Origin of the sequence: Pedobacter sp. N36a (assembly GCF_014472395.1) — a bacterium.
Taxonomy (GTDB): domain Bacteria; phylum Bacteroidota; class Bacteroidia; order Sphingobacteriales; family Sphingobacteriaceae; genus Pedobacter.
In genome coordinates this window covers 19757-38966 of record NZ_JACSZW010000017.1, presented here as the reverse complement: position 1 = coordinate 38966, position 19210 = coordinate 19757, and the positions used below count along the sequence as shown (strand labels likewise).

The following is a 19210-nucleotide window of genomic DNA, read 5'->3' as shown; positions in this document are numbered from 1 at the left end:
ATCTGGGGCTATATTTTTCTCTTCAAGGTAGATGTTTAGCATCTTACCTTCTTTTTCTACCTGCGTTAATTCAAAATAATCCAGAATACCTTCCGGTAATAATAAACTGATCAGGGTTTGCTCGGCTTGACTCAAAATGAAAATTTTCGTTTGGTTTACGAATGCAAAAGAAAGAATTTATTTCCTTCCCCCCAAGAATTCCGCTTGATCCTTTTTTTTTGCTTTTTCATGTAGAAAAGCATACTGAAATTCGTTTTCATAATCAACTGATTTAAGGTTAAACAAAATGTAGCCTTGCAGTTAATGGATATCAAGTTGTTTAATGAATGAACTTACTGTTTGTCAAAATGTTATGTGTTTATTCGGTGAGTCAGGGGAACTTCGATTTACTCACCGAATCACTCAATTTTATATGTGATTTATTGAATAAACTGTAGTTTTGGGTAAAAACAAAAAGCCTGCAATCAATTGAATTGCAGGCTTTTATACGTTTTGTTACTATTTCTGGTGATCCCGCTGGGATTCGAACCCAGGACCACTACATTAAAAGTGTAATGCTCTACCAGCTGAGCTACGGAATCAATTATGTTCCCTTGTTTCGGGATTGCAAAAGTATTAAAATAATGCAGATTGTACCACTGCAAATCCGTTTAATTTCGCTGTAACCAGCTTTTTCTCTTTAATCCATTGATTTATAGCTATAAAAATTTACAGTTATTTTTCATCATACGTAACAAATCCCATCCACAAGCATCTCTTTTACGTGGATTACGGCCATTAAAGCCAGAAAAACCCCGTAATACAACAAAAAACACTATAAATTTAAACAATGAAAATCCTCCAAACCGGCCAATTTTTCGGGAATACCAATGAAACCAAAACCTTAGGGAGTCTTACGCTTACGGATACAGAATACACCCAGGAAAAGGTCGACTGGCATTACCATGAAAATGCCTATTTTACTTTTCTACTCGATGGGAGAGTCCTGGAGGGGAATAAAAAGGAAATCTATCATTGTACTGCCGGAGCCTTACTGTTTCATAATTGGCAGGAACCTCATTACAACATAAAACCAAAAGGCTTCACCAGAGGCTTTCATATTGAATTTAAGCCAGACTGGTTTCAGAACTTTGATTTGAATATCAGTAACCTACAGGGGAGTATTAACCTGTATAATCCGCAATTAAAGGCGCTGATGTATAATATATTCAAGGAGAGTAAGCAAAATACAGGTACCCTGGCGATAGACACCTTACTTGTTGAGCTGTTTACCAAGGCCAATAAAAATGAAAATCGCTTTTCGGGAAATATCCCTCATTGGGTAATGAAAATTAGAGCGCTGCTCAACGACGATCTGTCTTATGACTGGTCCCTTTACAACCTGTCGAAACAACTTGGCATTCATCCGGTACATCTTTCCAGGGATTTTTCAAAGTATTTCGGCTGCGGCATCGGACAGTATATTCGGGCAATAAGAGTGCAGCAATCACTTTCCATGATTGTAAAAGGAGAATCTTCCTTAACTGCTATCGCTTTAGACTGTGGTTTCGCCGATCAAAGCCATTTTATACGCAGCTTTAAATCCTTACATCAAATTACCCCGTTGGCTTACAGAAAACTTTTCGCTGAGCCCAGATAGGTTAATTTTATTCTATTTTTAATACGAACCACTCCCTAATTTTGAAAGAAAAAATGATAAACTTTTCTATGATACGATCATTCACATTCCTCCTATGCGCAATGATGTTTTTTAATGCCGCGGTAAAAGCACAGGGAAAAGCGGTTGAAAGCCAGGTTGTAATTCAAAACCCTATCCATAAGGCAAATATTGGAAAAATTGCTTTCAGTGCTAAACCGGTCAAAATAAAGGAACTTGGGAATGCTCAATTTCTGAACGACTACCAACTCACAAACAAAAGCAATCTGTTCATTACCGTGTTCTTAGGAAATACGATGACCAGTTATTTAAAACAGCTTGCACCAACGCTGGATTCGAATACCTTGCTGCAGTCGGGTAATTATCAATTTTCCTTTTATGTAGATCAAAAACTAGTTTACCAAAGTAATCTACTACCGGGAGCTCCGCGCGCCAACGAACAAAATACCTTCACCGTCTGGACTAAACCTTTAATCGATAACGAAAATGAGGGCGCCTATTGGAGCCAGTCGGCATGGAACCGATTCATGTTCAATGGGGGAGACAGCGCCCTCACTGACGGCAAGCATGTATTGAAAATAGAGCTGAGGCCATATCTCAAATCGACCACCGTCATTGTAGGAGATGTAATCGCTGCTGGTACACTAAATTTGCTGGTCAACCGGAAACCATTAGTAGATTTTGGTAACGAAAAACTAGCTCCTGTAAAAGCTTATGATGGGTTTGCAGTATCTAAAGAGTCTTTTAATCAAGATAAAATCAAGGCTTTAAAAGCAAATGTTGAAGCAGGAGTTTTTAAGCACATCACAAGTGTGGTGGTGATAAAAAACGGAAAAATCCTACTGGAAGAATACTTTAACAATGCCAATCGCGACAGTCTGCACGATGTCCGTTCTGTGGGGAAAACTTTTGCTTCCAGCTTAACCGGGATCGCCATAAATGATGGATTGTTGAAATCTGAAAATCAAACACTAGGAGAATTTTATGACCTAAAAGCTTACGACCATTATTCTCCAAAAAAAGCGAACACTTCGATTAAAGAACTGCTAACCATGAGCGCTGATTTTGATGGTGATGATGCTGACGGTGATTCTCCTGGCAATGAAGAAAATATGTATCCTACAGATGATTGGGTGAAATTTACACTAGACCTACCTGTAGATACGGTGAAGTACAAAGGACAATGGCATTATTTTACTGCTGCTGCAATGTTGGTGGGTAGTTTACTGGATAAAGTAGTACCAGGACACCTGGAAAAGTATGCAGATGCAAAGCTTTTCAAGCCTTTGAATATCACAAATTATAAATGGCAGTATACCCCTCAGCATGTGGTAAACACGGCTGGTGGAATTCGTATGAATGCTCTGGATTTTGCTAAATTTGGACAATTGTATAAAAACAATGGAATTTGGCAGGGAAAACAAGTACTTCCAAAGCAATGGGTCGAAAAATCACTAAGTAGACAAATTCCGGTAACAGGGCGAAAAGATGAGTATTACGGTTACCTTTTCTGGAACAAAACATACCAGGTAAATGGAAAAGCGTATGAAACTTCTTATTGTGCAGGAAACGGAGGAAATAAGATTTTTGTCTTTAAAGACCAGCCTTTAGTGGTAGTGATCACCGCTACAGCTTATGGAACTGCTTATGGACATACCCAGGTTGATAAAATGATGGAAGATTATATTTTGCCGGCAGTAGTTGGAAAGTAAGCAGATTTAAAAAAACGATCATGGAAACTATTCCGGTAAGACACCTCAATGCTTCAGTTAAAGAACCTCCTTTTTCCGGGAGCTTCGACCTAGTGGATATGGAGGCATTTCTGTCAGGGAAGGATATGGTACAAGAACTTCACCGGCATAGTTTCTTTTACATATTGATTTTAGAGAAAGGAGAAGGAGCACATCGCATCGACTTTGTAACTTATCCAATCGAGGATTATTCCGTTTTCTTTATGCGCCCCGGACAAGTACATGAACTGGTTTTAAAGAATGGAAGTACGGGGTATTTGCTGAAATTCAGCCCTGGTTTTTATACACCATTGGCAGTATCCGCTAAAGAGGTACTCAGGAAAGTAAGTCGCAGGAATTTCTATCAATTCAACGCCGCGCAGATGAACCGTATCACGTTCATCCTGGAAAATATTTATAAGGAAAATAAGGACCAGCAAGAACGACATCGGGAAGCCATTCAATCTTATCTGGATATTTTTTTCATTTCACTTTTAAGGGAAAGCGATTCAGCTAAAAGCCCTGGCGATAACCATGATGATTATATGCAGGAGCGCCTGGAAGCATTTCAGGAGCTGATCAGCCTTTCCGCAACTCAGTTTAAACAGGTCTCTTATTACGCCGGGAAATTGAACCTGACCACGTATCAGCTGAATGCCATCACAAAAAAAACGCTCCACAAAACCTGCTCAGAACTGATCATAGATCACCTGCTATTGGAAGCTAAACGATACCTTTTAGCTACTGCTCATCAAATAAATCAAATCGCCTCGCAGCTTGGTTATGAAGATGTTTCCTACTTCGTCAGGTTCTTTAAAAAGCAAACCGGATATTCACCGGAAGCATTCAGAAAAAGCTTTAAATAATAGCGGAATTCAGCAGACATCCTATAAAATTCAAATTTTGTCCTACTCCGTAATTTCTTTTATAACGGAAATTTGTAGTGCAATTTAAATCAGAATATTATGAATGAATCATGGATTGATGCCGATAAAAAAAGGTGGGATACCCGTTATCAGGAAAGTGGATCTGCTTATGGAAAGGAGCCTAATCTTTTTTTTAAAGAATGGCTGCAGAAATTAGCTCCAGGCGCTATCTTGATGCCTGCCGATGGGGAAGGTCGTAATGGAGTTTACGCTGCAACTTTAAATTGGGCAGTGACTGCATGTGATTTAAGTGAAGCAGGGAAATTGAAAGCGCTTGAATTGGCAAAAGAAAAACAGGTGTCTATCACGTACCTCGTGGAAGATCTGGAAAAATTAGAGTTTGAGCAGGAGTCTTTCGACGTGATCGGTCTGATCTACGCACATTTTTCTGCAGATCGGAAATCAATGCTCCATAAGCAATTACAAGGTTATCTTAAACCTGGTGGCCTGATCCTCATGGAGGCATTCAGTAAAGCACACCTCGATTTTAATGCGATAAATCCTAAAGTTGGTGGTCCGAAAGAGACAGATATGCTGTTTTCTATCGCAGAGATCAAGGCTGATTTCGAAAATTACGAACCATTGCTGTTTGAAGAGCGTATCGTTGAGCTAGAAGAAGGGAAGTATCATATTGGTCAGGGTGCTGTAATTCGCTTTGTAGGAAGAAAGCCAATGTAGAGAAGAACTGATAATTTTACGAATTTAAGGAACAAAAAGTCATTGCTTACTGACCCTAGGTTTATAGCGCTTATAAGCGTTTTAACTGGGGGTTGCTAGGGCTATTAGTGCCTTTTTTGCTTAGAAACAGGGTCTAGATCTTGTATTAATCAAGTGCATAGGTGCTAATAAAATTAGTGTCAATATTAATTATAAGAGGTTTAGTCTTTGTTTATCAGTATCTTAGTGGTTATTCATTCACGTAAATAAACACTTTTATCATGGCAAAATTCATTGCAGGCCCTTTTGGGTACCCTTCCGGGAAAATAGGAAACTCGGTCTTTTATATGTTAAATGGACAATTGGTCTGTCGTGCGATCGGAAAGCCAGGGAAACCTAGCTTAAAACAACTGGCCAACCGTCAAGCGATGGCAGTAACGATGCAGCTGTTAAATCCTATGGCCGATTTTATCAATGTCAGCTTTAAGCTCGAGGCAGAGGGAACGTTTAAAAATCCACACAATATAGCGACCTCCTACAATAAGAAAGCGGCTTTAACCGGCAGTTACCCCAATATTTCGGTCGATTATGCGAAAGTAGTCCTGAGTAAGGGAAGCCTGGAAATGGCTAAGCATCTGCATGTCAGCAAAGGCGAAAATGGGATTAATTTAACCTGGGATACTGCGATTGTTGAAAATGGTGATATCGACGATTCGGTCATGGTGATGGTCTGCCATCCAGGGCAAAAAAAGGCGAGTAGCTATTTAAATGCTGCTCGTAGAGCGGATGGAGGCTGTTTTGTTCCTTTAGACAGGGATTGGAAAATGGTTGAACAGATGGAGATTTATATCTGTTTTAAATCTGCAAATGGAAAGTTAATTTCTGATAGTGCGTATGTGGGAAACTTGAATGGCGTTAAGGAAACCATAATGCAAATAGCAGAAAAGGAGAAATACAACCAGATTAAAGCACGTTTTGATCTGATTGCCGTCCAATATCAGCAAAAAAGAATGGATTACGCGGAGGGAATCGTCGAATCTAAAGCCTTCCGGCATTTGGAAAAAGAATACCTGGTTTTAAAGGATAAGCTGGCAAAACTGCCGGGCAAATCAGTCTAAAATCAGGGACTAAATCCATGTAAAATAGGCTGGAAAATTAATTTTTCAGCCTGTTGATGAGCTTGCTTTGTCAAAAATTTATGGCCAAACGAAAAGGAAAAAGCTCCTGATGTTGTCGATATTTTACTGTAATTCAGCGCTTTCTGTTGAATTTGTGTGTTTTTTGAGGAGTGTATACTGGTAAAATAATCAGTGGATGTAATTTAAAACATCACACTGATTATAGATTAAGCATTGCGTGTTAAGATGCCCTTCTGATCACGCCCAAAATAACCGCTATAATCGCAATTACAATTAGGATATGAATGATGCCTCCAGTATAATAGCCTCCTAAGAAACTGATTGCCCAAATAATAACGAGGATGACTGCGATGGTATAAAGTAGATTTCCCATAGTATATAGATTTTATAAGTTAATGTTCTTGTCTATGAACAAAGCCAAGGGGCTTTGGTTTGGTTAGGCGCTGGATTATTTTCTAATCGATCACTGAAATTCCTGATGCTCAGGGAAATGGTTTGTGCCGCTGAACCCCACGAAATTCCAGTGATTCCGGTCGTCCTTTACAATTTTGACCTGTTGCTTGTTGATATTGTGATTTCTACGGGAAGGGTAGTATATTGGGGCGCTAATATGAACAATTTCGATTTTATCACATTTAAAGAACTTTTAGCAACTCAGGATTTCCATGATGCCTGGAATACGATTTCCGCATATCAGGGAGAAGAATTTGAGGAGGAGGCTATTTTTATAGTCTGCCATGGAGATGTGAGTTTTGCAGATCATTTGAGGCTTGATATTGACCATGGCTGGACAATGCACGATAAGAAATGGAAGAGTCAATTTCCGAATCTTCCTTTACAGTCATCCGATGAACGTGTGGAAGGGTTAATTGTTTTCGGTAACCTGAACATCAAAGGTTCGCTGTTGAATGAGGAGGGCGATTATGGTGCTTTTCTGTATGTATCCGGTCAAATTAACTGTCAGAGTTTAGTAGCAGGCGGCTCAGTCATGTATGTAAAAAATGAGGTCACTGTAACAGAAGTATTTATCAGTCATTACAACCACGGATATTTTAGAGCTGATGGACTGCTTACTGCGCCGGTATTGATCATCAACGACCATTATACCTATCTAAATAATTATCAGACCAGTCTTTTTTATTACAATGACAAAACCGGAGAAAACCTTCCTGAAAATAACTGTTATGAAGATGAGGCCGGAGATTGGCGGTGTTCCGATCAGCTCAGCAAACTTTTAGCCAATCCAACACCAACTTTTGAAGATCTAATCTTCGATTTAAATGAGGGGGAATTTGTCTTGTCGACAGCAACCCAATTACTGGCGAAAGACGAGCACTATTGGCTGAGAAAATTATATAAAAACTGGCGTATTTTAAACCGGATTCCAGCGGAATTTAAGACACAACGTGTTTTTGAAAAAGCGTATGCAAAATATGGCGCGCTTTGTTTTTCTTATTTTCCTGAAAGTTTCATCAGTCAGGAGCGAATTGAGCAAGCCTTAATAAAAAATGGCATCAACATGAGGTATGTTCCTGATTCCTTGCTCACTAAAGCGCATTGTTATTTAGCCGCAAAGCATCAAACTTACCTGTCATTTGTTCCTGAAAAATACCTGGACAAAGACCTGATTAAAGAGATCATTCATTATCATGAATCCCAAATGAGCAGCGTGCCTCCTGAATTTATTACGGAAGAATTGCTGATTGACTATGTCAGATTAGGACCCGGCTTGTGGTTAGATAAATTTTGTAAAATTGCAAATGTATCTAAGAACACCGTGCTCCTAAAAGCATTGGATTCAGGCATAGCAACCATCGATAAAATCTGGGGCCATCACTTCCAGGAGGCAGTTTATGACTACGCAAAAAAACTTTATGAAAATGAACCAGAATGGCATCAATATCTGGCAAAATTCCAGAAAAAAATAGACCGTCTTTCCTCATCTTCCTAAGTTTTTTTTGTACCGTTCATAAACAAATCACCATTTATGATGGTTATAGCTGGGATTTAAATGGAAAATACCTATTGATATGAACGGGATACAACTGTTAAATAAGGATCAGCTCATTTCGGTTTTGAGCCAGGGTAGGACGGCAACCGCTATTCATATAGGTGAGGAGGCAGTGATTCAGGTGGCAAATCAGGCCATGCTTGATATTTGGGGGAAAGACAGTGCTGTGATTGGGAAAGGTTTAGAAGAAGCGCTTCCGGAGCTTAAAGGACAGCCATTTGCCAAAATGTTTAAGCGTGTATGGCAGGAAGGGATTACCCTTTCCGGGGCCGAGACCGCTGCCGATTTGATGGTGGGCGGACAGATGAGAACTTTTTACTTTGATTTTGAATATCGGGCAATTAAGGACGAGTTAGGTCAGGTCATTTGTGTACTGCACCTGGCCAATGATGTGACGGATCGGGTGATGAACCGAAGGATCATACAGCAAGTGCATGCAAAGGACCAGGCATTGGAGAGAGAGCAGGCACTTAATGAAGAACTTTCTGCGGCAAATGAAGAGCTGAAAGCAGTTAATGATGAGCTCGACCAAAGTCAGACAGAACTCAGTCTGATGAATGAATTACTGGAGGCAAGGGTAGCGGCGAGAGTGAAAGATTTGTCAAAAAGTGAAATGCGTTACCGGGAGATTTCCGATGAGCTGGCCGCGATAAATGAAGAGCTAAATGCCGCCAATGAGGAATTGATGTCCTCCAATGAAGAACTTTTGGAAGCTAAAGAGAATTTGCAGAAGACTTTTGATCAGTTGGAAGATAAAGAAATTGCTTTACGACTCACTGTTGAGGCCGCTAATTTGGGCACCTGGCATATCCACTCTGTAACCAGAGCATTCATCACTTCCGCTCGCCTCCGGGAACTTTTTGGCTTTCATCCCGATCATGAAATTACCATTGATGATGCTTTAGAACAGGTGACCGAGGAATACCGATCCTATGTACAGCAAAAATTCGAAAATGCGCTTAGTGGTAATGGCGATTTTGATGTATCCTATCCTGTAGTTGGATTCCATGATCAGAAACTGCGCTGGCTGAGGGCCATTGGAAATTTAAAATCCGATAAGTCTGGCGAATTTTCTTCCTTTACAGGGGTAGTCATGGACATTACTCCGATAAAAAAGGATGAACAGCGCAAAAATGATTTCATTGCGATGGTGAGTCATGAGCTGAAAACACCCCTAACTTCACTAAATGGCTACATTCAAATCCTGCAGCGTAAGGTGAATGGGGTAGGCAACGAGTTCATCAATAATTCTTTAGTGCTGGCCGGCAAACAGGTAAAAAAGATGACCGGTATGATCAACGGATTCTTAAATGTTTCCCGACTGGAATCTGGAAAAATTGTACTCTCTCCAACTCATTTTTCACTGAGTAATCTGGTGGAATCGGCTTTGGAAGAAAGCCGGATGATCGAAGATGGGATGAACTTCATTTTTCATGGCTGTGATCATTTACTCGTTTATGCGGATTATGATAAAATTAGCAGTGTGATCGTCAATTTACTGAGTAATGCTATAAAATATGCACCCTTATCTAAACAAATTGATGTGAAGTGTGAGCTGGCAGATCAGATGGCGCAGGTGAGCGTACGTGACTATGGCATCGGAATTCAGACCCAGGATATGGACAAGCTTTTTGAAAGGTATTATCGCGTACAAAGTGATAGTCATATTTCCGGTTTCGGGATCGGATTGTATTTGAGTGCAGAGATTATTGCGCGTCATAATGGTAGGATATGGGTAGATAGTGAACCCGGACAGGGCTCTACCTTTTATTTCAGTTTGCCTTTAAATGGTAAGGTTTAATGAAGATAGAATAGAACCGCAATTGCAGCTGGGCGCTGATAGGCGATCATGGTTTTGGATGGCTTCGCTTGAACGGCCTGTTTTTAGGTTAATTTTCTTTATAGTATTTCTGGTTGCTGTTAATGGCTTTAAAAAACAGCTTTTAAGATTTAATTCCTTAGCTTTATGTAAATGCGCTTGTGTATTAGGATTGGGATCAGTTCTCTGTACGATTTTGTATCGGTTGTATTAAAAACGCGCGCATTGAATTCATTTTTCGATATCAATTATTTAGTAATATAGGATCAGGCTATTTATTAACTAACCTCTATCAATATGAAGTATCTTTTCTCTTTTGTTTTTTTAGCATTTCTTTTTATTCAAAAAGAAGCTTTAGCTTGTACACGAGTGGTGTATAAAGGTCCGAATGGAATGGTGCTCACTGCACGCAGTATGGATTGGAAAGACGAAATTTCCGCCAATTTATGGGTGTTTCCGAGAGGAATTGCCCGGACTGGAGAAGTGGGTCCGCAGTCTTTAAAATGGATTTCCAAGTATGGCAGCGTCATTTCCAGCGCCTGGGACATTGCCACAGTAGATGGGTTAAATGAAAAAGGACTAGTGGCCAATGTATTGTGGCTGGTAGAATCCAGTTATCCAAAATTTGACCCTGAAGGTAAAAAGAAAGGGATTAGCATTTCAGCCTGGGCGCAATATGTACTGGATAATTTTGGCAGTGTAAACGAAGCCGTAACTGCATTAAAGGACGAACCTTTTGTGGTGGTGAGCGATTATGTGCCTGGTACTAAAAAATTCACTACGCTTCATTTATCGATCTCTGATGCTGCTGGTGACAATGCCATATTTGAATATATCAATGGAAAACTGGTGATTCATCATGATGTTGCTTATACGGTAATGACAAATTCGCCGGTGTTCAATGAGCAGCTTGCTTTAGATAAATATTGGGCAGGTATCCCTGGAACAATTATGCTGCCGGGCACCAATCGTGCAGCGGACCGTTTCGTAAGAGCTTCTTATTATATCAAAGCGATTCCACAAACAGATGATGTCAGGGTTGCTGTGGCGAGTGTATTCAGTGTGATCCGGAATTGTTCTGTACCATTCGGCATCAGTTCAGAAGCTGAACCGAATATTTCTTCCACCCGATGGAGATCTGTAGCAGATCAAAAGAATAAAGTCTATTATTTTGAAAATGTGCTGACTCCAGGAACTTTTTGGGTAGACCTTAATAAATTTGATTTAAAGGAAGGAGCGAAGTCTATGAAGTTGAGCTTGAATAAAGGGGTAGCTTTAAATGGATTGTCAAATCCGGATTTTAAAGCGGCAGAACCCTTTAAATTTTTAGGGATTTAAATCTGCTGAATAGGGATACGCCGATTTGAAGCGTATCCCTACGCTAGATTTTCTCGAAAATACGGTTGCTGATCCACAAAAAGCTTATTAAAAAGAAATGATCTGATGAACCATATTCAACATTTTTCGATCTATGAGATAATTAGTTTTACTCCTTACAAAAAAATATGATGTATAGACGCGCTTTCCTCCTGGCATGCTTCTTATTCGTTTGGTGTTACCATTGTAACGCTCAAACCGATCTCAACGGAAGTTTTGAAAACATAGATTCGAAAACAAGCAGACCTAAGGGCTGGACTTACGGTTTTAATAAAATCCAGGAAGCAAGTTATCCTGCCAAGCTTGACAGCCTGATTAAGAAAAAGGGAAAGTATAGTGTTTCAATTGAAAAGAAAGAACAGGGAGAAGGATATAGCGTCATTGAATCCGTGATCGCAGAAAACTATAAAGGTGGTACGATTGATTTGCAGGGCTATATGAAAACTGAAGGCGTAGCTAAAGGCTTTGCTGGTTTATGGTTGCGATTGGACGGTGAAGGTGGTCGGATGCTGAAGCTAGAAAACATGCAGCAGCAGGCGATAACGGGCACAAATGAATGGAAACAATACTTTATTAAACTGCCTTATGAGGGGGATGTGAGGAGCATTCACTTTGGCGGATTGCTGGCTGGAGAAGGGAAAGCCTGGTTTGATGACCTGGAAATATACATTGATGGCAAAAAGATCGAGACCTTAAAACCGCGTGTGCTGGCCGCTGCAGAGACCGATAACGAGTTTAATAAAAGCTCAAAAATCCCATCATTTGTTCCAAGTCAGCAGCAGATTAAAAATATCGCTGTTGCGGGTCAGTTCTGGGGCTTTATCAAATACCATCATCCTTCTATTGCTAAAGGAGATTACAATTGGGACGCCGAATTATTCCGATTTCTACCTTCGGTAATTGCTGCAAAAAATAACGCAGAATTAAGCAATGCATTGGAACAATATTTAGACAAATTGCCTCCCATAGCAGCATGTAAATCTTGCAGCAAAACCAATGTTGTTAGCACTTCCAAACCTAATTATGGCGATTTATTAACGGGCAAAGTATTCAGTTCATCCATCAGCAAAAGGCTCAGCGATATCTTGAAAAACTCCAATATCAAATCAAATTATTATGTCGCAATGAACGATGGGGTTGGCAATCCAAAATTTCAGAATGAGCGGGATTATGAGGATATGAAATATCCGGATGCTGGTTACCGGATTTTAAGTTTATATCGGTATTGGAATATGATCAATTACTTTTTCCCTTATAAATACCAGATTGATGATGATTGGAACAAAGTACTGTACGATTTTGTACCGCAGTTCGTATCCGCAGAAAATGACCTGGCCTATAATTTAGCTGCCCTAAAATTGATTGCAAAAATTAGCGATACACATGCCAATCTTTGGAATAAACACGGGGTGTTAGATCAATATAAAGGGATGAATACTGCGCCTTTTAAAGCGACTTTCATAGAGAATAAACTCATCGTTACCGGTTTTTACCTGGATACTTTGGGCATTAAAAATAGGCTGAAAATTGGCGATGAAATCCTGACCATTAATGGTAAAAAAGTGGGGGATCTGGTACAAGAATTTTTACCAGTTACAGCGGCTTCCAATTACGATACCCAATTGAGAGATTTGCCGAAAGCTTTCCTGTTGCGGACCAGCAAAGCAACGATGGCATTGGGATTTAAGAATGAAAAAGAAACTTTTGACCTGGAAGTTCCAATGGTCAATATGCGCCTGACCTATAAAAATATCGACTATACCAAACCAACAGGGTATCATCTGCTGAATGACAAAATTGGTTATGTTTATCCTGCAAAATATAAGAACACGGATTTGCAGGGCATCAAAAAGCTATTCGAAAATACAAATGGAATCGTGATAGATATGCGTTGTTATCCATCAGATTTCATGCCCTTCACCTTTGGTGAATACATCAAACAGGACAAAACCCCTTTTGTGAAATTTACAACAGGCAGTGTGGCGCAACCGGGAACTTTTGTGATTGGCAAAGACCTGATGAATGGTGGGAATAAGAATGCTTATAAAGGCAAGGTGATTGTGATTGTAAATGCAGAAAGCCAGAGTAATGCGGAGTACACGACAATGGCTTTCCAGAGTTCGCCCAATGTGAAAGTGATAGGCAGTCAGACGGCGGGAGCTGATGGCAATGTTTCTACGATTGTGCTACCTGGAGGAATTTCTTCATGGATTTCTGGAATAGGGGTCTTTTATCCAGATGGTAAACCCACTCAAAGAGTGGGTGTGCGACTAGATTATCCGATTAAACCAACTGTAAAAGGCATAACTGAAGGTAAAGATGAATTGCTGGAAAAAGCGGTTTCGCTGCTGGAAGCTGGTTGGTAATTCGCTATAGTCCAGTTTTATTGATGCGATAGCGGAGCGATACCAAGCCGGTTTCATAAGTCTTGCTTTCCAAAAGCCTAAGCTGATGTTGGCTATCCTGCACCCGAAATAAGGGCTTGCCGCTGCCAAGTAATATGGGATGAACAGACAGCCATAGTTCATCAATAAGATCTGCTTTCATCATGGCATCGCTGAGCTCTGCACCACCATATAACCAGATATCTTTGCCTGGCTGTTCTTTGATCTTTTTGGCTTCGATCATGCTATTTGCGGCGATCAAAGTCGCGCCATCTCTAACTGTTTTCAAGGTGGTAGAAAACACGTGTTCCTGCATTCCGGGAACGATTTCTCCATTGTTGTTTTCCGCATGCTGCTGCGCTATCTCGTAACTTTTGCGACCGATAAAAAGACTATCTATCTGGCTAAAGAACTTGTTTAAGGCATAATCCTGATCCGTAAAACACCAGTCATATTCGCCATTTGGGCCTTCAATATATCCATCCAATGTGACTGCTAATCCTAATATTAATTTTCTCCTATTCTTCATACTTTTGTAGGACAAAAATGGAAAGATTAAAGGCGCTAAAATTGTACAAATCGGACATTAATAAAGAATGTCCTTTGCCTGTGCAAATCAAAACGAATTGCTGTGTCAAATAATCTTGCGCCAGGGATACTCTTGTTTCATTATTAGGCGCAGCAGCTAGCCGATCCTCAATTTCTTCTACGAGGTTATTCCAGACATTAGATAAAGCGGATGTGGTATCTGCTAAAATGCGCATGGGGATCTGGAAGAATTGATAGGCCATTCCTGGATGAAAACAAATGGCGAGGCAACCAGCTCCTTTGCGCATCTGCACTTCCATCGGCCGACTCATGCGTGCGCTAATGATGCTGCCCTTATGCAGTTCATCTCCAATAATTGCCACCGGGGTACTGGTATAATTCAGAAACAACTCTACACAGGTATCGGGAAGCACGCGTATATGACGGGTATCTCTATCATTATCGCATTCCATCGTGCAGATCAGCTTCACATAAGGCCGGAGATTAGGAATGATGTCATACGATTGAATCCGCATAATTTATAATATATTGATGACTGTTTTCTTTACAACAACTTTAGGGCCAATGCCGCAATGTCTCTGGTTATCGCTTTTTCTTTACCTAAATTCTATCAATAACTGATATGGTATTCTCGATATAAAATCTTTTATTAAATTGCAATAAGGCACCAGCTAACCGAGTTCCATTACTTTAAAGCCTTAAGCGCAAATAAATGAACAAGCTAATTTTATTCTTGACATTACTACTCAGCTCTGGATATGTTAGGGGACAAGAAAAGCAATTGGACAGGTTAAAAATTAAAGAAGATTTTGAAGAAATCCTGGCTGACCTATCCAGTCGCTATATCTATCTTCAAGATAAAAGTGTTGATTTGGAATGCATTAAAGCATATTATGGGAATCAAATTCAGTATATAAAAACCGAAGAGGAAACCGTACTCTTTTTTGAATATCTATTAGATGAGTTTTACGACAGTCACCTGATTTTAAATACAAATAGAAAATCATCCTACCGTCTTTATTCGCCAATTTATGCAACTTTTCAAGGCAATAAAGCTGTGGTTACAAATATCTGGCAAACCCAGATAGAAAGTCCTGAACAGCATATCATCGATGCAGAAATCATTAAAATGAATGGAGTTGATTTTGGCAAGGCCATAGCGGAATTTCCAACACACTGCAGCGATAAGAAATCTCCAAAAGTTAAGGAATGGATTGCGAATAAAATTTTAGCAGGCAGATATAATCAACCTAGAATTCTGACCTTAAAATTAACCGACAATCACGTAATTGAGCTTGATCTAGACAAAGTAAAGTACAAAACTAGTCCTGGACTATTAACCACCGAACGGAAAAATGAAGTAGGAATTATTCGCATCAATAATTCGTTAGGGAATAATAACCTGATTACAGCATTCGACAAAGCGCTAGATAGTTTAATGGACACGAGGGCCATAATTTTAGATTTACGAAACACGGTAGATGGAGGAAATTCTTACGTAGCTCGGGGGATCATGAGTAGATTTATTTCGGAATCCCAACCTTACCAAAAACATCTGGAAAAAGAACAATACGGCGATAACCCAGATGTTGAAAGAATTTGGATCGAATATGTAAGTCCAAGAGCTAAACAATATAAAAAACCAGTAGTAGTCTTAGTTGGCCGCTGGACTGGAAGTATGGGTGAAGGGCTTGCGATTGGGTTTGAAGGAATGAAACGAGCTGAAATTGTGGGTTCAGAGATGGAACGTCTCGCAGGCGAAATGAACGGTTTTTCATTCAAACACCAGAAATTTGGATATAGACTTTCAACCGCTAAATTATTTCATGTTAATGGTACAGCAAGAGAAATATATGTACCGAAAAATTATGTAAAACAAACTGCAGGCAAAGATGATGAAGTTCTTGAGAAAGCATTTAAACTGATAAATTAATGCAGAAGCATACTCATTATCGTTAAGTATTCAAATACTGCATAAAACACCACATCTACTATTTCAAACACTGCCCTTCCTGTTTTACAGTTTTAGTTTCGCTATTATTTGAACAAGTTTGCTGAAAATTAAACTTAACGCTATGAAAGAGATCATCTTCATATTTCTCAGTTTTATGATGACGCTGTCTACCGTAAATGCACAAAAAGGCATCAATTTCTCTCGTAACTATGCTGCGGGAGGAAAACTACTCATGTCTGTAGATAGTTCAGCCAAAAATGTCTTTTATGTAAATATGTTCCCTAATCAGCCCCGTACCTCATTTAATTATTTACCTGAGGTCAACAAGGTCAGTATCAATATTAACTTTAGAAAGGATATTAATATACAGCACTATCGGTACACCATTCTGGAGGATAACAAGCCAATCGTAGTAAACAAGTCGATCAATATCGCAGAATTGAAGGAGCTCAATAGGGGAGACGAAGAATTATTCCGCTCTACCACACTTGGCACTTTCCCTATAAAAGGCAAAATGATCACCACCTTAATATACAGCATCGAAAAGCCTCTTGATATCGACAAATCTGTATTTTATGGCAAGCCTATTCCAAAAGCCAAAATCCAAGGTTTTTCAAAGCGTTTTGCCACAGACAAAGGCGTCGATTACAGTTGGATAACCGATCTAAAAGAAAGGATAAACCTAACTTTAACTAACAAAGACGAAGAACTCACCATTGTAAAGGACAGATCGGATATTGATTATCTCTACCATACCTCCATAAAAGATAAGCAAACAAATAAAATAATTTTCGAATCAACCAGCTGGGAATATGGCGGCTTAGTTGTAGAAAATGAGTTTTTACCTTATGTAGAAATCGACAAAAACGTATTCAAAAAATCAGGGGACTATGAAATTATTATTCAGCCATCAATTAAATGGACTGGATGCCTGGATTGCGATATCTCCCCAAAAGAAATAGAAAAATATATCACCAGACATACGCTTTCTATCACTTTAGAGGAAGAAAATTATACCAGAAAAGAACTTTTAATCTATACGCTGATCGTTGCGCTTTTTATTGGATTAGTGTTTCTGGGAATCCTCTACTTCAGTAAAAAAAGAAACAAAAGAATGCTGGCAGAAAAGGAGCAACAAAGAAACAGGGCAAAGCTCCAGCTAACTTCAATTCGTTCCCAATTAAACCCTCATTTTCTGTTTAATGCACTCTCTGGTATTCAGAATTTGATGAACAAAAACGAAATAGACAATGCCAATAAATACCTTGCTAAATTTGCCCGGTTAACTCGTAATGTGCTTGATGATAAAGAGTTGATTAGCTTATCACAAGAAAAAACATTACTAGACGATTACCTGCAAATGGAGCAATTGCGATTCGGCTTTAATTACGAAATCAATTACTCCGAAAACTTAGATTTAGATAACATAGAAATCCCAAGTATGCTGCTGCAGCCATTTGTAGAAAATGCGGTGAAGCATGGCCTATCAAAAAAAGGGAATGATGGAAAAATTACGATCACATTGATTAAGCAATCAAATGATTTGGTGTTAACAGTCACTGATAATGGAAATGGTTTTGACACAGAAAACAAGAGTAATGGTTTAGGTTTGCCATTAACTGAAGCTAGAATAGCGCTGTTAAATAGTGTTTATAAAGAAAATCGCTTTACATTAGCTATGCAGTCAAGCACTAACGGTACTAAAATAAGCTTAACGTTAACCGATTGGCTATAAGATGATGAGAGCAATTTTAATAGATGACGAAATATCCAACTTAGAAAATCTACGGACTTTGCTGGAAAAGCACTGTCCGCAGGTAACTATAATTGCAGTAGCGCAAAATGTAAGTGATGCGGTAGATGCTATTGAAAAATACCTACCTGATTTAGTATTTCTCGATATTCAAATGGGTGAGCAAACAGGATTTGAGGTGCTAAAACAACTTCCAAAACGTAATTTTGAGGTTGTTTTTGTGACCGCGTACGACCAATATGGGATACAGGCTGTAAAATTTGCTGCCTTAGATTACCTTTTAAAACCTATCGATATTGAAGAATTGGTGGATGCGGTACATAAAGCAAAACATAAATTGGCCGCACAAATGCAGACTTCTCAGCTCGATTTTTTACTACAGCAATTAAAAAAGCCAGAAGCGAACGTCAGTAAAATTGCCCTGCAGATGCAAAGCGAAATCAGGTATGTTACTTTATCCGAGATTATACGCTGCGAAGCAGACAATACTTATACCCACTTCTTCCTTGAGGATAATGAAAAAATATTGGTTTCAAAATCACTGAAAGAATATGCAGATTTACTACGTCCTAAGGGATTTTTAAGAACGCACCAAAGCCATTTGGTAAACCCAAAGTACGTAAAAAGTTGGTTGAAAGAAGACGGCGGTATACTACTCTTATTATCTGGAGAAAAAATACCCATTTCAAAGCCCAACAAACACAGTGTAAAACAAGCCTTGCAGCAACTTTAAGTGAATATTAAATGAGCTGCATTGGGAGGTTTGATCAATAAAGATATTAATGGATACTAAATTAGACGATGCAAATAAGCCAGATGAGGATTTACTGGAGGATGTGGAGTTACAAGATATAGCAGATGCTATCCTTGTGATTGAACAATCACTTCAGATAAATTTTCGGGTAGAAGAACTCGCAGAAGTTAAAATCTTTAAAGATTTGTGTGACCTTGTCCAGGAAAAAATTAAACTTGAAGACCGAGATGACTGCACGAGTCAGCAAGCCTATTATAAACTTAATCAGGCACTATCTTATGCTTTTAATCTAAGTAATCTCAATTTAAGCCCTGAAACTACAATTGAAAACATTATACCCCGAAAAAATAGAATTAAGAAAGTGAAAATGTTAGAAGGTACACTAGACCATGTCATTAAAAGTATGTTTATAAAGCTGTTCCAGCTGACTCCATCAGCACTTACTGAAGAAGCGAAATTTAGTAAGTATTGAGCCTGCTCGACTGGGCATTGACTATTGA

Annotated in this window: 16 protein-coding genes and 1 tRNA gene; 13 read left to right on the top strand and 4 right to left on the bottom strand. The window is 39.2% G+C overall.

Annotation, left to right across the window (positions count from 1 at the left end; genetic code table 11):
* Positions 1-505: 505 nt before the first annotated feature.
* Positions 506-581: transfer RNA gene (locus tag H9X96_RS21620), tRNA-Lys, on the bottom strand.
* Positions 582-829: 248 nt separating this feature from the next.
* Here H9X96_RS21620 and H9X96_RS21615 point away from each other — a divergent pair.
* From H9X96_RS21615 to H9X96_RS21595, 5 genes are all read left to right on the top strand, one after another.
* The gene (locus H9X96_RS21615) at positions 830-1639 is read left to right on the top strand and encodes a helix-turn-helix transcriptional regulator (RefSeq protein WP_187668282.1); all 810 of its coding nucleotides are present in this window, start codon (positions 830-832) and stop codon (positions 1637-1639) included.
* A 68-nt stretch (positions 1640-1707) separates the two neighbouring features.
* Complete coding sequence (locus tag H9X96_RS21610; RefSeq protein ID WP_255431204.1) at positions 1708-3369, top strand: serine hydrolase; 1662 nt, start codon at positions 1708-1710, stop codon at positions 3367-3369.
* 20 nt (positions 3370-3389) lie between these two features.
* Positions 3390-4253: an AraC family transcriptional regulator gene (locus tag H9X96_RS21605; protein ID WP_187668281.1), complete on the top strand. Its 864-nt coding sequence runs from the start codon at positions 3390-3392 to the stop codon at positions 4251-4253.
* A 99-nt stretch (positions 4254-4352) separates the two neighbouring features.
* Complete coding sequence (locus H9X96_RS21600; RefSeq protein ID WP_187668280.1) at positions 4353-4991, top strand: bifunctional 2-polyprenyl-6-hydroxyphenol methylase/3-demethylubiquinol 3-O-methyltransferase UbiG; 639 nt, start codon at positions 4353-4355, stop codon at positions 4989-4991.
* 260 nt (positions 4992-5251) lie between these two features.
* A complete protein-coding gene (locus tag H9X96_RS21595) occupies positions 5252-6088 on the top strand; it encodes a DUF6266 family protein (protein WP_187668279.1) in 837 nt (278 codons plus the stop codon).
* 241 nt (positions 6089-6329) lie between these two features.
* Here H9X96_RS21595 and H9X96_RS21590 read toward each other — a convergent pair whose 3' ends face one another.
* Positions 6330-6482 carry a lmo0937 family membrane protein gene (locus H9X96_RS21590; RefSeq protein ID WP_157262315.1) on the bottom strand — a complete coding sequence of 51 codons (153 nt, stop codon included), beginning with the start codon at positions 6480-6482 and terminating at the stop codon, positions 6330-6332.
* Positions 6483-6587: 105 nt separating this feature from the next.
* Here H9X96_RS21590 and H9X96_RS21585 point away from each other — a divergent pair, with 105 nt between their 5' ends.
* The 4 genes from H9X96_RS21585 to H9X96_RS21570 all read left to right on the top strand — a co-directional run bounded on the left by H9X96_RS21585 (position 6588) and on the right by H9X96_RS21570 (position 13682).
* A complete protein-coding gene (locus H9X96_RS21585; RefSeq protein WP_187668278.1) occupies positions 6588-8060 on the top strand; it encodes a hypothetical protein in 1473 nt (490 codons plus the stop codon).
* Between the two features lie 79 nt (positions 8061-8139).
* Positions 8140-9921 carry a PAS domain-containing sensor histidine kinase gene (locus H9X96_RS21580; RefSeq protein ID WP_187668277.1) on the top strand — a complete coding sequence of 594 codons (1782 nt, stop codon included), beginning with the start codon at positions 8140-8142 and terminating at the stop codon, positions 9919-9921.
* Between the two features lie 315 nt (positions 9922-10236).
* Entirely contained in the window at positions 10237-11277 is a 1041-nt protein-coding gene (locus H9X96_RS21575) for a linear amide C-N hydrolase (protein WP_187668276.1), read from the top strand.
* A 167-nt stretch (positions 11278-11444) separates the two neighbouring features.
* Entirely contained in the window at positions 11445-13682 is a 2238-nt protein-coding gene (locus H9X96_RS21570) for a S41 family peptidase (protein ID WP_187668275.1), read from the top strand.
* Between the two features lie 4 nt (positions 13683-13686).
* Here the strand turns inward: H9X96_RS21570 and H9X96_RS21565 are convergent, their stop codons facing one another.
* Positions 13687-14229 carry a dihydrofolate reductase family protein gene (locus H9X96_RS21565; RefSeq protein ID WP_187668274.1) on the bottom strand — a complete coding sequence of 181 codons (543 nt, stop codon included), beginning with the start codon at positions 14227-14229 and terminating at the stop codon, positions 13687-13689.
* On the bottom strand, positions 14219-14764 hold the full coding sequence (locus H9X96_RS21560; RefSeq protein WP_187668273.1) for a DUF6597 domain-containing transcriptional factor: 546 nt from the start codon (positions 14762-14764) through the stop codon (positions 14219-14221). The genes H9X96_RS21565 and H9X96_RS21560 overlap by 11 nt, the downstream gene beginning before the upstream one ends.
* Before the next feature lie 197 nt (positions 14765-14961).
* Here H9X96_RS21560 and H9X96_RS21555 point away from each other — a divergent pair, with 197 nt between their 5' ends.
* The 4 genes from H9X96_RS21555 (at position 14962) to H9X96_RS21540 (ending at position 19182) form a co-directional block, all read left to right on the top strand.
* Complete coding sequence (locus H9X96_RS21555; protein ID WP_187668272.1) at positions 14962-16182, top strand: S41 family peptidase; 1221 nt, start codon at positions 14962-14964, stop codon at positions 16180-16182.
* Between the two features lie 142 nt (positions 16183-16324).
* Positions 16325-17938, top strand: a complete 1614-nt coding sequence (locus H9X96_RS21550) for a sensor histidine kinase (RefSeq protein ID WP_187668271.1) — start codon at positions 16325-16327, stop codon at positions 17936-17938.
* Between the two features lies 1 nt (position 17939).
* The gene (locus tag H9X96_RS21545) at positions 17940-18689 is read left to right on the top strand and encodes a LytTR family DNA-binding domain-containing protein (protein WP_255431202.1); all 750 of its coding nucleotides are present in this window, start codon (positions 17940-17942) and stop codon (positions 18687-18689) included.
* A 49-nt stretch (positions 18690-18738) separates the two neighbouring features.
* A complete protein-coding gene (locus H9X96_RS21540; RefSeq protein WP_187668270.1) occupies positions 18739-19182 on the top strand; it encodes a hypothetical protein in 444 nt (147 codons plus the stop codon).
* Positions 19183-19210: the final 28 nt, after the last annotated feature.

Bases quoted from the DNA above. Each gene is read 5' to 3' on its own strand.
- H9X96_RS21615 (WP_187668282.1), top strand. From the start codon at position 830: ATGAAAATCCTCCAAACCGGCCAATTTTTCGGGAATACCAATGAAACC.
- H9X96_RS21610 (WP_255431204.1), top strand. From the start codon at position 1,708: ATGATACGATCATTCACATTCCTCCTATGCGCAATGATGTTTTTTAAT.
- H9X96_RS21605 (WP_187668281.1), top strand. From the start codon at position 3,390: ATGGAAACTATTCCGGTAAGACACCTCAATGCTTCAGTTAAAGAACCT.
- H9X96_RS21600 (WP_187668280.1), top strand. From the start codon at position 4,353: ATGAATGAATCATGGATTGATGCCGATAAAAAAAGGTGGGATACCCGT.
- H9X96_RS21595 (WP_187668279.1), top strand. From the start codon at position 5,252: ATGGCAAAATTCATTGCAGGCCCTTTTGGGTACCCTTCCGGGAAAATA.
- H9X96_RS21590 (WP_157262315.1), bottom strand. From the start codon at position 6,482: ATGGGAAATCTACTTTATACCATCGCAGTCATCCTCGTTATTATTTGG.
- H9X96_RS21585 (WP_187668278.1), top strand. From the start codon at position 6,588: ATGCTCAGGGAAATGGTTTGTGCCGCTGAACCCCACGAAATTCCAGTG.
- H9X96_RS21580 (WP_187668277.1), top strand. From the start codon at position 8,140: ATGAACGGGATACAACTGTTAAATAAGGATCAGCTCATTTCGGTTTTG.
- H9X96_RS21575 (WP_187668276.1), top strand. From the start codon at position 10,237: ATGAAGTATCTTTTCTCTTTTGTTTTTTTAGCATTTCTTTTTATTCAA.
- H9X96_RS21570 (WP_187668275.1), top strand. From the start codon at position 11,445: ATGATGTATAGACGCGCTTTCCTCCTGGCATGCTTCTTATTCGTTTGG.
- H9X96_RS21565 (WP_187668274.1), bottom strand. From the start codon at position 14,229: ATGAAGAATAGGAGAAAATTAATATTAGGATTAGCAGTCACATTGGAT.
- H9X96_RS21560 (WP_187668273.1), bottom strand. From the start codon at position 14,764: ATGCGGATTCAATCGTATGACATCATTCCTAATCTCCGGCCTTATGTG.
- H9X96_RS21555 (WP_187668272.1), top strand. From the start codon at position 14,962: ATGAACAAGCTAATTTTATTCTTGACATTACTACTCAGCTCTGGATAT.
- H9X96_RS21550 (WP_187668271.1), top strand. From the start codon at position 16,325: ATGAAAGAGATCATCTTCATATTTCTCAGTTTTATGATGACGCTGTCT.
- H9X96_RS21545 (WP_255431202.1), top strand. From the start codon at position 17,940: ATGATGAGAGCAATTTTAATAGATGACGAAATATCCAACTTAGAAAAT.
- H9X96_RS21540 (WP_187668270.1), top strand. From the start codon at position 18,739: ATGGATACTAAATTAGACGATGCAAATAAGCCAGATGAGGATTTACTG.